Source organism: Thiomicrospira sp. (assembly GCF_036568485.1).
Lineage (GTDB): Bacteria > Pseudomonadota > Gammaproteobacteria > Thiomicrospirales > Thiomicrospiraceae > Thiomicrospira.
Window position 1 is genome coordinate 1 of record NZ_DATCSL010000094.1, and the last position, 10,854, is coordinate 10,854.

A 10,854-nucleotide genomic window follows, 5' to 3' on the forward strand; every position below is an offset into this window, starting at 1 on the left:
TGCTCATAGATCCGTAACATATTTAAAAAGTGAATTAGCTCAAACCACTAAGGTCAAATAACAACACAACCCCAATAAACTTCAGCTAAACCACTTGCGTGATAGAAAAAACAACGGCTCAAAAAAAGAGCCGTTGCATTAGGGCTCCTCAATCAACCCCAGATTGAGTTCTGGCAACGCCAAGTTTTTCAGGTCAAGGCGTGAACCTGAAGGAATGTCTAGACCTTGCAAAAGTTCACAACACAGAGCTGGAGAACTTGGCTAAGCCCCTTAGGGCGGTGCTAGAAAGCCACTTCTTCGTTGTTGTTCGCCTTGACCTTAGAATGACTAAGTTCGGCGACGCACGCCTAGAATAAGTGGCTTTCTAGCACCGCAGAATTCAATCTGGGGTTAATTGAGGAGCCCATTATAGGCTTTAAAAAATCAAAACCTTACTTCTTGTTGTCGTCAACTTCTTCGAACTCAGCGTCAACGATGTCATCCGCTTTCTCATTTTGAGGTTGCGGCTGAGCGTCTGCGCCTTGCTGTTGCTTGGCCATCATCTTCTCAGTCATCGACTGACTCGCTGCAGCTAAAGCTTGTACCGCTTCGTCAATACCGGCTTTATCATCCGACTTAATAGCTTCTTCAACCTTGGCAATCGCCGCTTCGATGGCTTCTTTTTCAGAAGCATCTAAGTCATCGCCTGCATCGGTCATGGCTTTACGTGTCGCGTGAACCATCGCATCGGCTTGGTTACGTGCTTCAACCAATTCCTTCATTTTGCGATCTTCTTCCGCATGGGCTTCAGCATCCTTCACCATACGTTCTACTTCTTCCTCAGATAAACCTGAAGAAGCCTTGATGGTAATGGTTTGCTCTTTACCTGTCGCTTTGTCTTTGGCTGACACATTCAAAATACCGTTCGCATCAATATCGAAGGTTACTTCGATTTGTGGCATACCACGCTGAGCTGGCGGAATGTCTTCTAGGTTAAACTGACCTAACGACTTGTTACCGGATGAGATTTCACGCTCACCTTGTAATACGTGAATCGTTACCGCAGTCTGATTGTCTTCCGCGGTTGAGAACACCTGCGACTTACGAGTCGGGATGGTGGTGTTTTTCTCAATCAACTTAGTCATCACGCCACCCATGGTTTCGATACCCAATGACAAAGGCGTAACGTCTAACAACAATACGTCTTTTACATCACCAGACAATACACCACCTTGAATCGCGGCACCCATTGCCACCGCTTCGTCAGGGTTTACATCTCGACGTGGCTCTTTACCAAAGAACTCTTTAACACGTGCTTGTACCATTGGCACACGAGTTGAACCACCTACCAAAATAACATCGTCAACTTCTGACGCTGATAAACCGGCATCTTTCAATGCGATCTTACAAGGCTCAATCGAACGTGCAACAAGCTCTTCTACTAAAGATTCGAACTTCGCACGCGTCATTTTAATGTTTAAGTGCTTAGGACCAGATGCATCGGCTGTAATGTATGGCAAATTGATATCTGTCTGCTCACGCGATGACAATTCAATTTTCGCCTTTTCGGCCGCTTCACGTAGACGCTGTAGCGCCAACGGATCGTTCATAAGATCCACACCCTGGTCTTTCTTAAATTCGTCAACCAAGTAGTCCATAATTTTCTTATCGAAGTCTTCACCACCTAAGAAGGTGTCACCGTTCGTTGACAATACTTCAACCTGCTTTTCACCATCTAGATCCGCTACTTCGATAATTGAGATATCGAACGTACCACCACCTAAGTCGTAAACCGCAATTTTGCTGTCGCCTTTGGCTTTATCCATACCATAAGCCAAGGCCGCCGCCGTTGGCTCGTTGATGATACGCTTAACTTCTAAACCAGCGATTTTACCGGCATCTTTAGTCGCTTGACGCTGGGCATCGTTAAAGTAAGCCGGTACAGTGATAACCGCTTCGGTTACCTCGTGACCTAAATAATCTTCAGCCGTCTTTTTCATTTTCTGCAAAGTACGTGCCGAGACTTCTTGAGGTGACATTTTTTTGCCATCCACGTCTACCCACGCATCACCGTTATCCGCGGCGATAATTTTATAAGGCACCATACCGATGTCTTTTTTAACTTCTTTGTCTTCAAAACGACGCCCAATCAAACGCTTAATTGCAAATAGCGTGTTTTTTGGGTTCGTCACGGCTTGACGTTTAGCTGAATCACCCACCAATACTTCACCATCAGCCGCATAAGCGACGATTGACGGCGTAGTACGTGCGCCTTCTGCGTTAGGAATAACTTTAACTTCCTTGCCTTCCATTACGGCTACACAAGAGTTTGTTGTGCCTAAATCGATACCAATAATTTTCGCCATGTTTGCATCTCCAATTTTATTAATCTTGCTTGCTATATAAGTCCTGAGCGCAACTATTCAAGAACTTGCTAAAAGTTTTTTGTTAAATTCTGTTTAAAAAGTTGGTTTTCAAACTTAAGACTCTTTACTCACAATCACACGAGCTGGGCGAATCAAACGTTCATTTAACGAATAACCTTTTTGAAACACTTCCATCACCGTATTCGGCTCATGTGCCGGTGATGGCACCATTGTCATCGCTTCATGCAGCTGCGGATTAAACTTCTCACCTGCTGGGTCAATACGTTCAACATTAAAGTCCGCCAATACGTCCAACAACTGTTTAAAGGTCATATTCACACCTTCTCGGATCGAATCCAATGACGCTTCCGATTTGTTTGCCGCTTCCAAACCCAACTCCAGGCTATCGGCAACTGGTACAAGTGCGTGGATCAGCTTTTCAATCCCGTACTTATGTGCATTTTCGACATCAATGCGGGTACGGCGACGTAGATTTTCCATATCGGCCTGCATACGCAAAAGTGAATCCCAGTGCTCATCCGCTTGAGTGCGGGCTTCAGCCAGCAATTGCTCTAAATCTTTTTCCACCGCTTTCTCGGCTTGCTCAAGCTCTTCGCTTTCAGATGAGGCTTCCAAATTCTCTTGATCTTTTAGCGGATCTTGCGCTTGTTTCTGCTCGCTCATACTGTCTCCAACATACGTCTGTTTATAAATAAGGTTTCGATAAACATAGTGACCCGCTTTTTATTTTCAACCCTTGATCAGCATATTTCGTGTAAATAATTCCATTAGCGTGGTCAATCAGGTGCAAAAAAATTCAGGTATAATCGAAGAATACTCGGTTAAAAAGGCAAGCAAATGTTTAAACGAATTGGTATTTTCGGCAAATACAGCGGCTTCCAATCGTGGAAAAGCATCGACAAATTGATTACGTTTTTTCTAGACAAACACCTAACAGTTTACCTAGATGAAACTTCGTGCAAAGACTTCCCTATCGAACGTTATGGCGTCAGCTTAATGAGTCGAGAAAGCATGAAAGGCGAGATCGATATCGCGATTGTGGTAGGCGGTGATGGTACATTTTTAGATGTCGCACGTTACGTAGTTGACCAACAAATCCCAATCCTCGGCGTGAACTTAGGGCGACTTGGCTTTTTGGCGGATGTCTCGCCTGAAACGATGCTAGCCACTATGGAGGATGTGTTAAACGGCACTTACGATTGTGAAGAACGCAATCTATTGCATGTCGAAATTTACGAACATGACCATTTGGTTTTCAAACACCTCGCATTTAACGATGTCGTAATTCACAAGCCTGACACGCCAAAAATGATCGAGTTTGAAACCTTTATTAATGGCCGATTCTTAAAAAGCCAACGGTCTGACGGCATGATTATCGCAACCCCAACCGGTTCGACTGCTTATGCACTTTCAGCGGGTGGCCCAATTGTTGACCCCAGCCTAAATGTAATTAGCCTAGTGTCAATCAACCCACACACCATGAGTAACCGCCCTTTTGTGGTGGATGGTGACAGCGAAATCGAATTACGTGCCCACGAAAACTGCAATGGCGTGGCACGCATTACTTGCGATGGCCAGATTACATTTGAAATCAACGCCAAGCACCGAACTCGCGTGGTTCGCCACCCGCACTTTATTAAACTGATTCACCCTTGCGGTCACGATTACTTTCAACTATTACGCGCCAAACTCCACTGGGGCGAAAAACTCTAAAATACGGATGTCACTGAACTTATTATGCTGCAAGAAATCCATATTCAAAATCTCGCTTTAATTGAACGTCTACAACTGAATCTTAACCAAGGTTTTACCAGCCTAACCGGTGAAACCGGTGCAGGTAAGTCGATCTTACTCGATGGTTTAGGCTTAGTTTTGGGCGAACGCGCCGACTCCAGCCTAGTTCGCCATGGAGAAGAACGCGCCGAAGTCAGCGCTCAGTTTGATATCGAGCTTTTGCCACAAGTGCAGGCCTGGTTGCAAGAACAAGCCTTGGACGATGATGATCTGTGTTTACTACGCCGCATTGTGAATGCCGACGGGCGCTCTAAAGCCTATATTAATGGCCGTCCAGTTCCGGCTAGCAGCTTAAAAGCGCTTGGCGACCTATTGGTTGATATTCATGGACAACATGAACATCAGTCGCTGTTAACTAACAGCAATCAACAAAATCTGGTGGATGCTTATGGACATCACCAAACCCAGCTAGAACAAGTCAAACAAACTTTTAAACATTGGCAGAAACTCAAGCATCGTTACGATGACCTGCAAGCCAACCAGGCCGAACATCAAAGCAAACTTGAACTGATTGAATTTCAGCTTAATGAGTTTAATAAGCTAAGCCCCCAAACCGGTGAGTTTGAAGCGCTGTCAGACGAACAAAGTACACTGGCCCACGCAAGTGAAATCAAACGTAATGGATTTTTAAGTTACGAAGCCTTAGATGGCGAAGTTGGTGCGACGCATTTAGTAAGCGAAGCGATTCAGCAGTTGGAACAACTAGGTGAATATACGCCAGCCTTAAACGCACAACTATCGCAACTGCAAACTACCTTAATCGACCTACAAGAAGCCGCTAACGACATTCACCACTTTGCCGAATCGGTTGAGCTTGATCCTGAACGCTTAAATGCTTTAGATGAACGCTTAAGTGCGCTTTACGCGCTCGCCAAAAAGTACCATCTTAGCCCGGAAGACCTAACAAACAAGCACCAACAGCTACAACAAGAGTTTGAAAACTTGAATATGGATGGCGGCTCATTAGATGAACTGAAAATTCAAATAGACCAGGCCTGGTTGGACTATGAAAAAGCGGCACAAGCCTTGACTAAGCAACGTAAAACCAGCGCTAAAAAACTCAGCCAAACCGTCAGCAGCAGTATGCAAACACTGGGCATGGAAAAAGGCGAATTTAAAATAGAGCTAACCCCGCTCGACAAGCCCAGCGTGCAAGGTTTAGACAAAATTGAGTTTTTAGTGAGTGCCAACCCAGGCCAACCCGCTAAACCTTTAGCAAAAGTCGCTTCTGGCGGCGAGCTGTCGCGCATTAGTTTGGCAATTCAAGTTGCCAGCGCTGAGGTGGCACAAATTCCAACCCTTATCTTTGACGAAGTGGATGTGGGCATCGGTGGCGGCATCGCCGAAGTAGTCGGGCAAAAAATGCAACAACTCGGACAACATCGTCAAGTATTGTCTATCACCCATTTAGGTCAAGTAGCCGCTTATGGTAATCAACACTTAAATGTCAGCAAACAAACCAGTAAAGGCAAAACCCTTACCCAAGTAACGCCACTTGATCCGCAAGCCCGGATTGAAGAAATTGCACGCATGGTGGGCGGTTTGGAAATCACCGAACAAACCCTGAAACATGCGCAAGAAATGTTGGAGCGTGCACAAGCTAAACTACAAGTCCACGCTTAACGTACATTTATGAAGTTTTAATACAAAAAAGGCGCGAGATAAATACTGACCTCGCGCCTTTTTACTAATCCGCTTTGTTGTATACAAGGATTAAGCGGTTCTTTATTCTTCTTTTTTCAAAGTGCCGTAGATCACCAAGTTATGACCGGATAGGTTATATCCATTTTCCTTCGCAATCTCACGAATACGTTCTTCAATCACCGGATCAACAAACTCTTTAACATGACCGGTTTTTAAACATACCAGGTGGTCATGGTTATCACCCGTATCCAGCTCAAAAATAGAAATATTGTTTTCAAAGTTCAAACGGCGCACAATGCCGGCTTGTTCGAACTGCGTTAACACGCGATAAACTGTCGCCAAACCGACTTCTTCACCCTGCTCTAACAACACCTTATATACATCTTCCGCTGTTAAATGATGTTGGTCACCCGCTTTCTCTAAAATTTCTAAGATCTTCAATCGTGGCAAGGTTACTTTCAAACCGACTTTTTTTAACTCCACGCCGCTCATAAAAACTCCATTTCATTATTCTTCTTATTCAATCCATTACACTCGTGTGCATTGATCGTTATAATAAACGAAAAACCGACCGACACGCGACCAAAAGTTACACCAGAACGGTTTATTTCATTAGAATTGTCTAATGACCACCTTAACCATTACTTTTAATCACAAAGAATTTAGACACAAAATTATGACTTTATCTTTAACTAAACGCGCGAGTCTTGTATTTATCAGTAGCTTACTTTTATTAGGCTGCGGTGGCGTAAAGCCTTATAAAGCACCCGTAACCCAAGGCGTGGTTATTACCCAACAAATGCTTGACGACCTACAACCAGGCCTGCATAAAGATCAGGTTCGCCAATTATTAGGTCCTAATTATGGTGAAAACCCGTTTAAAGACAACCACTGGGAATATATATACAGCAGTACAGATGATCAACTGCATACCCACGCTGTTAAACATATTGTGATTAATTTTGATCAAGACGGCTATGTAACCGACTGGAAACAAGTCAATTAAACTCTATTTTAATAATAACTTAGCTCGATTCAGCGCGTTGCGTTTCGACTTCTTTGCGACGTCGCTCACGCGGGTCCGCTTTTAATGGACGGTAAACTTCCACCCGGTCGCCCTCTCGCAACACGGTATCTTTTGCCACAGGGCGACTAAAAATCCCGACTTGATTAATCACCACATCCGGTTGCTCCTTTAATAAAGGCGATAACTCAATCGCTTGTTCAGCCGTTGTGCCTTCCGGCACTTGCAAAGCAAACAGATACTGCTGTTCTGGTAAAGCATAAGCAACTTCGACATTTATCAATGATGTATGACTCATAATGGCTCACCGTACAGTTGTTTAGCGCGTGAAATAAAACTATCCACCATTGTATTGGCGATTTGCTCAAATAACTTACCCAGTGCCAAATTCATTAAACCGCTACTAACCTCAAATTCGATCTCAAACACCACCTTGCAAGCGGACTCATCCAACGCCTTAAATTCCCACTCACCTTCTAAGTGCGAAAATGGGCCATCTTTTAAACGCATTTCGATACGCTGACCCGGTTCCATATGATTGTGTGTGCTAAAAGCTTTGCGAACCCCCATTTTTTCAATCAAAATACTGGCTTCCAAGTCATGCTCCGACTGGCTTAAAATCTGCACACCACCGCACCAGGGTAAAAACTCAGGGTACGCCGCCACATTATTCACTACATCATACATCTGACGTGCCGAATAATTTAACAAAGCCGTGCGGCTAATTTTTTTCATGTCGGTGACTTCCCTTTCATTAACTTGATTCCGTTATGCCACGCATTCCGTTATAATGCGCGACATTATGGCAAAAAAACCGAAAAAACAAAACCACAGCAACCGCATCGCAGATAACCGCAAGGCGCACTTCGACTATTATATTGAACAAACAATCGAAGCAGGCCTGGCACTTGAAGGCTGGGAAATTAAAAGCCTACGCGCGGGTAAAGGTCGCATCAATGAAAGCTACGTTTTACTAAAAGACAACGAAGCTTGGTTATTTGGCGCCCATATCCAGCCTTTAGTCACGGCCTCTACCCACGATCAACATGACCCTACGCGTACTCGTAAGTTATTACTACATCGCCGTGAAATTGATCGTTTAATGGGGCAAGTTGATCAAAAAGGCTTCACGGTTGTCGTGCTTAATCTGCACTGGAGCAAAGGCAAAGTTAAAGCCGAAATTGGTTTAGCGAAAGGTAAAAAGTTACACGACAAACGTGCGACTGAAAAAGAACGTGATTGGAACCGCGATAAACACCGCATTCTAAAAACCAATCGTTAGTTCCACACGGTCGCCCTGAGCCCCACCACCCCGTCATCCTGAGTGCAACGAAGGATCTCCTACCGACTGTACTAAACCTCAAGAGATCCTTCACTTCGTTCCACTACTGTCCGGTAAAAATCATCAAAAAAGTACATGTTGAACTTTGGCAATGTATTCATCATGTACTTTCCTCCTTCGGTAGTACTCACGTTGGCTGTTCTGCCGTTCAAATAAACCCGCTTGCAGGGCAGTCAAAAACTCTACTAGACTTTGCTCACTACCCTGCAAGGTCTTAAGTTGGCGAACTAGCAAGTAGGTGATAATAGCGACGTAAATCTGCATCTTCACCGCATTTTCAGTCGCACCGTAAAACTGTTTAAATTTCAGATTACCTTTGATCCACTTAAACAACAGTTCCACTTGTCAACGTTGTTTATACAACTGTGCAATTTCTTCAGCATTTCGTTCAAAGTCATTGGTAATAAACCAATAGGGGTTTTGATCACTATCGTCTCTTTTAACAATAATCCGGCGAAGTGGCTTATTCGCATAATGGTTTAACGCACCTGCTCTTGGCTTTTTATTGGTCAACTCAATCGTTTGGTCTGCAAGCACATTACTCGACACATAGGTTTTTTCGCTTGTGACTCGGTAGGCCGCATTCTTCTTAAGTCGAGTAATAAACGTTGAACCCGCTTGGTCGATTTTGTGCCACCAGTTGTAATCGGTATACCCCTTATCAACGATATACACTTGATTTGGTTCAATCGGTTGCTTTTGAATTTCAGTAATATCATTGACCCTGAGCGCACTTAGGCTCAGATAATCAATGCCTTTAGAGTCTAAGTCGTAACCAATATGCGCTTTTAATCCTCTTCCACGTCGTGTTTTCGTTTTTTCAGCCCAGTTATCATATCGTGCCGCAACCAGTTTAATCGGCGTTGAATCAATGGCTCTTAAAACTTGTCCAACTTGCTTTTTTTGCTTGCTCTTTACTTGCCTAATCAACTGCTGACACAGTGCTTCAAACGGCGCAAGATCACGTTTTGCCATCGCGTCACTGACCGTAGAACGTTTACAGGACTTTACCCCTAAATGGTAATGATGTGCCTCTTGTAAATTAAATCGGATCAGCAAGTTACGCATTGAAACGCCACTGTGTAACTGACCATAAATCAGTAACACCAATAAATCCCAGCTTTTTAAACTCTTTGCGTAACGATCTGCTTTAGAGCTTTTAACACTATCATTGAATACTTGTCGAGATGCGCCTTGTAACAACTGACCAAATCGTGAGAGACTAAACATCGCTTGAGGCTCCTGTTTTTTGAGTTTGCAAACGGTGTTTTACCGTTCAAAACCAGAAGCTTCAAGCTCTTTCTTTATTCCCCACCTAATTTTTACCGGACAGTAGTGTCACTTCGTTCAGGATGACACGGGTGTATTGCAATCCTAAACCCTGTTTCTCAACCCATCCCGCTCTTCTGTCATCTTGAGCGTAGCGAAAGATCTCCCAACCAGAATACAACTTAAAAAATTTAAATCCCCTTTCCCCTTTAAAATAAAAACTTTATCTCTATAATGTACAGACTCACCGAATATCGGGGCTGCATTGGTTTCGACGGGGAGTACGAAGTTTAAGATGCATGCCGTGCCTGAATGATGCACGTAAATCTTAATTCAAATTGTTATAGTTGCAAACGACGATAACTACGCTCTAGCGGCTTAAGCCCGCTGGTGCGGCTCAGGGCAGTTGTTCGTGGCGCCTGACGCCGTATCGACTTACACGGAATCGTATTTGCCGCGTGTTTGGGTAGGTAAATACTAAACAGGACAAACTCGTCTTACGTGCTCCCTGACAGCCGGGAAACGTTAAGATTAAATTAATAGACTGTATAAGCATGTAGACTCTTGGATGGAGTCTTTCCGGACGGCGGTTCGACCCCGCCCAGCTCCACCAACCACTAAGCCCGCAAATGCGGGCTTTTTTATTATCTAAACTTACGTCAAAATCTACAAACATCCCTATTGAAATTGACCTATAGGCACAATCTTAAAAGTTGTAAACTCTGTGCCACTGTAATCCCCCAAAATTCAAACCCATTAAGATGGAAATTAATTCGGCATTTCTATATACTAGTAATATATAGAAAAAGGAGCCGCAAATGATTACAGCAACGGTTTTTGAAAACAATAAGTCTCAAGCAGTACGTTTACCTGTCGCCGTACGATTTGAATCGTCGGTCAAAAAGGTGTTTGTTCGAACACAGGGTAAAGAGCGCATCATCACGCCTGTTGAAAATACGTGGGATAGTTTTTTCTTATCTCCGACAACATCTGTGAGCGATGACTTTTTAAACGAACGTGCAGAACAAACTGAAACCCCTAGAGAGTCCTTCGATGATTAAATATTTGCTAGACACCAATATCTGCATTTATGTCATCAAGCGCCGACCTGTTGAAGTACTTACAAAATTTAACGATGCGGCAGGCCATCTAGCCATTTCATCGATCACACTTGCCGAACTATTACACGGTGTAGAGAAAAGTGTACACACGAGCAAAAACCTACAAGCCGTTGAAGATTTCTGTAGCCGTTTGGACGTGATAGACTATGATGAAAAAGCAGCAGCACATTATGGTGAAATTCGTGCAGTACTAGAACTCGCCGGCACTCCAATCGGCGTTAATGATCTTCACATCGCGGGTCATGCAAGAAGCCTTGGTACGATATTAGTCACCAATAATATGAAAGAGTTTGA

At 43.9% G+C, this 10,854-nt stretch carries 13 protein-coding genes and 1 other RNA gene; 7 read left to right on the forward strand and 7 right to left on the reverse strand.

Features of this window, described 5'->3' with window-relative positions:
- Window positions 1-431: 431 nt before the first annotated feature.
- Window positions 432-2,345, reverse strand: a complete 1,914-nt coding sequence (gene dnaK, locus VIM91_RS09610) for a molecular chaperone DnaK (protein ID WP_331864609.1) — start codon at window positions 2,343-2,345, stop codon at window positions 432-434.
- Between the two features lie 114 nt (window positions 2,346-2,459).
- Window positions 2,460-3,029 carry a nucleotide exchange factor GrpE gene (grpE, locus tag VIM91_RS09615; protein WP_331864610.1) on the reverse strand — a complete coding sequence of 190 codons (570 nt, stop codon included), beginning with the start codon at window positions 3,027-3,029 and terminating at the stop codon, window positions 2,460-2,462.
- Window positions 3,030-3,203: 174 nt separating this feature from the next.
- On the opposite strand from grpE, the gene VIM91_RS09620 reads away from it, so the two are divergent.
- Both VIM91_RS09620 and recN read left to right on the forward strand, forming a co-directional pair.
- Window positions 3,204-4,079, forward strand: a complete 876-nt coding sequence (locus tag VIM91_RS09620) for an NAD(+) kinase (RefSeq protein WP_331864611.1) — start codon at window positions 3,204-3,206, stop codon at window positions 4,077-4,079.
- A 24-nt stretch (window positions 4,080-4,103) separates the two neighbouring features.
- Window positions 4,104-5,783, forward strand: a complete 1,680-nt coding sequence (gene recN / locus VIM91_RS09625; RefSeq protein WP_331864612.1) for a DNA repair protein RecN — start codon at window positions 4,104-4,106, stop codon at window positions 5,781-5,783.
- Between the two features lie 102 nt (window positions 5,784-5,885).
- Here recN and fur read toward each other — a convergent pair whose 3' ends face one another.
- Window positions 5,886-6,296, reverse strand: coding sequence for a ferric iron uptake transcriptional regulator (gene fur, locus VIM91_RS09630; RefSeq protein WP_296831489.1), 411 nt, complete (start codon window positions 6,294-6,296; stop codon window positions 5,886-5,888).
- Between the two features lie 133 nt (window positions 6,297-6,429).
- On the opposite strand from fur, the gene VIM91_RS09635 reads away from it, so the two are divergent.
- Entirely contained in the window at window positions 6,430-6,810 is a 381-nt protein-coding gene (locus tag VIM91_RS09635) for an outer membrane protein assembly factor BamE (protein WP_331864613.1), read from the forward strand.
- Between the two features lie 19 nt (window positions 6,811-6,829).
- On the opposite strand, the gene VIM91_RS09640 is transcribed toward VIM91_RS09635, so the two are convergent.
- Both VIM91_RS09640 and VIM91_RS09645 read right to left on the reverse strand, forming a co-directional pair.
- On the reverse strand, window positions 6,830-7,126 hold the full coding sequence (locus VIM91_RS09640; RefSeq protein WP_331864614.1) for an RnfH family protein: 297 nt from the start codon (window positions 7,124-7,126) through the stop codon (window positions 6,830-6,832).
- Entirely contained in the window at window positions 7,123-7,563 is a 441-nt protein-coding gene (locus tag VIM91_RS09645) for a type II toxin-antitoxin system RatA family toxin (RefSeq protein ID WP_331864615.1), read from the reverse strand. The genes VIM91_RS09640 and VIM91_RS09645 overlap by 4 nt, the downstream gene beginning before the upstream one ends.
- A gap of 67 nt (window positions 7,564-7,630) precedes the next feature.
- Between VIM91_RS09645 and smpB the strand changes: the two genes are divergently transcribed.
- Window positions 7,631-8,110, forward strand: coding sequence for an SsrA-binding protein SmpB (smpB, locus tag VIM91_RS09650; protein WP_331864616.1), 480 nt, complete (start codon window positions 7,631-7,633; stop codon window positions 8,108-8,110).
- A gap of 123 nt (window positions 8,111-8,233) precedes the next feature.
- Here the strand turns inward: smpB and VIM91_RS09655 are convergent, their stop codons facing one another.
- Both VIM91_RS09655 and VIM91_RS09660 read right to left on the reverse strand, forming a co-directional pair.
- The gene (locus tag VIM91_RS09655) at window positions 8,234-8,503 is read right to left on the reverse strand and encodes a hypothetical protein (protein ID WP_331864617.1); all 270 of its coding nucleotides are present in this window, start codon (window positions 8,501-8,503) and stop codon (window positions 8,234-8,236) included.
- Window positions 8,504-8,515: 12 nt separating this feature from the next.
- On the reverse strand, window positions 8,516-9,400 hold the full coding sequence (locus VIM91_RS09660) for an IS4 family transposase (protein WP_331864618.1): 885 nt from the start codon (window positions 9,398-9,400) through the stop codon (window positions 8,516-8,518).
- Between the two features lie 295 nt (window positions 9,401-9,695).
- On the opposite strand from VIM91_RS09660, the gene ssrA reads away from it, so the two are divergent.
- The 3 genes from ssrA to vapC form a co-directional block, all read left to right on the forward strand.
- Window positions 9,696-10,052, forward strand: a transfer-messenger RNA (tmRNA) gene (gene ssrA / locus VIM91_RS09665).
- Window positions 10,053-10,257: 205 nt separating this feature from the next.
- Window positions 10,258-10,500 (forward strand): type II toxin-antitoxin system VapB family antitoxin, encoded by a 243-nt coding sequence (gene vapB / locus VIM91_RS09670; RefSeq protein WP_331864619.1) that lies wholly within the window; start codon window positions 10,258-10,260, stop codon window positions 10,498-10,500.
- Window positions 10,493-10,854: type II toxin-antitoxin system tRNA(fMet)-specific endonuclease VapC (vapC, locus tag VIM91_RS09675; RefSeq protein ID WP_331864620.1), on the forward strand; the 362-nt coding region annotated here is incomplete at its 3' end. The genes vapB and vapC, both read left to right, overlap by 8 nt.

Excerpts from the sequence above, each read along its gene's own strand:
- dnaK (WP_331864609.1), bottom strand. The coding sequence starts at position 2,345 with ATGGCGAAAATTATTGGTATCGATTTAGGCACAACAAACTCTTGTGTA.
- grpE (WP_331864610.1), bottom strand. The coding sequence starts at position 3,029 with ATGAGCGAGCAGAAACAAGCGCAAGATCCGCTAAAAGATCAAGAGAAT.
- VIM91_RS09620 (WP_331864611.1), top strand. The coding sequence starts at position 3,204 with ATGTTTAAACGAATTGGTATTTTCGGCAAATACAGCGGCTTCCAATCG.
- recN (WP_331864612.1), top strand. The coding sequence starts at position 4,104 with ATGCTGCAAGAAATCCATATTCAAAATCTCGCTTTAATTGAACGTCTA.
- fur (WP_296831489.1), bottom strand. The coding sequence starts at position 6,296 with ATGAGCGGCGTGGAGTTAAAAAAAGTCGGTTTGAAAGTAACCTTGCCA.
- VIM91_RS09635 (WP_331864613.1), top strand. The coding sequence starts at position 6,430 with ATGACCACCTTAACCATTACTTTTAATCACAAAGAATTTAGACACAAA.
- VIM91_RS09640 (WP_331864614.1), bottom strand. The coding sequence starts at position 7,126 with ATGAGTCATACATCATTGATAAATGTCGAAGTTGCTTATGCTTTACCA.
- VIM91_RS09645 (WP_331864615.1), bottom strand. The coding sequence starts at position 7,563 with ATGAAAAAAATTAGCCGCACGGCTTTGTTAAATTATTCGGCACGTCAG.
- smpB (WP_331864616.1), top strand. The coding sequence starts at position 7,631 with ATGGCAAAAAAACCGAAAAAACAAAACCACAGCAACCGCATCGCAGAT.
- VIM91_RS09660 (WP_331864618.1), bottom strand. The coding sequence starts at position 9,400 with ATGTTTAGTCTCTCACGATTTGGTCAGTTGTTACAAGGCGCATCTCGA.
- vapB (WP_331864619.1), top strand. The coding sequence starts at position 10,258 with ATGATTACAGCAACGGTTTTTGAAAACAATAAGTCTCAAGCAGTACGT.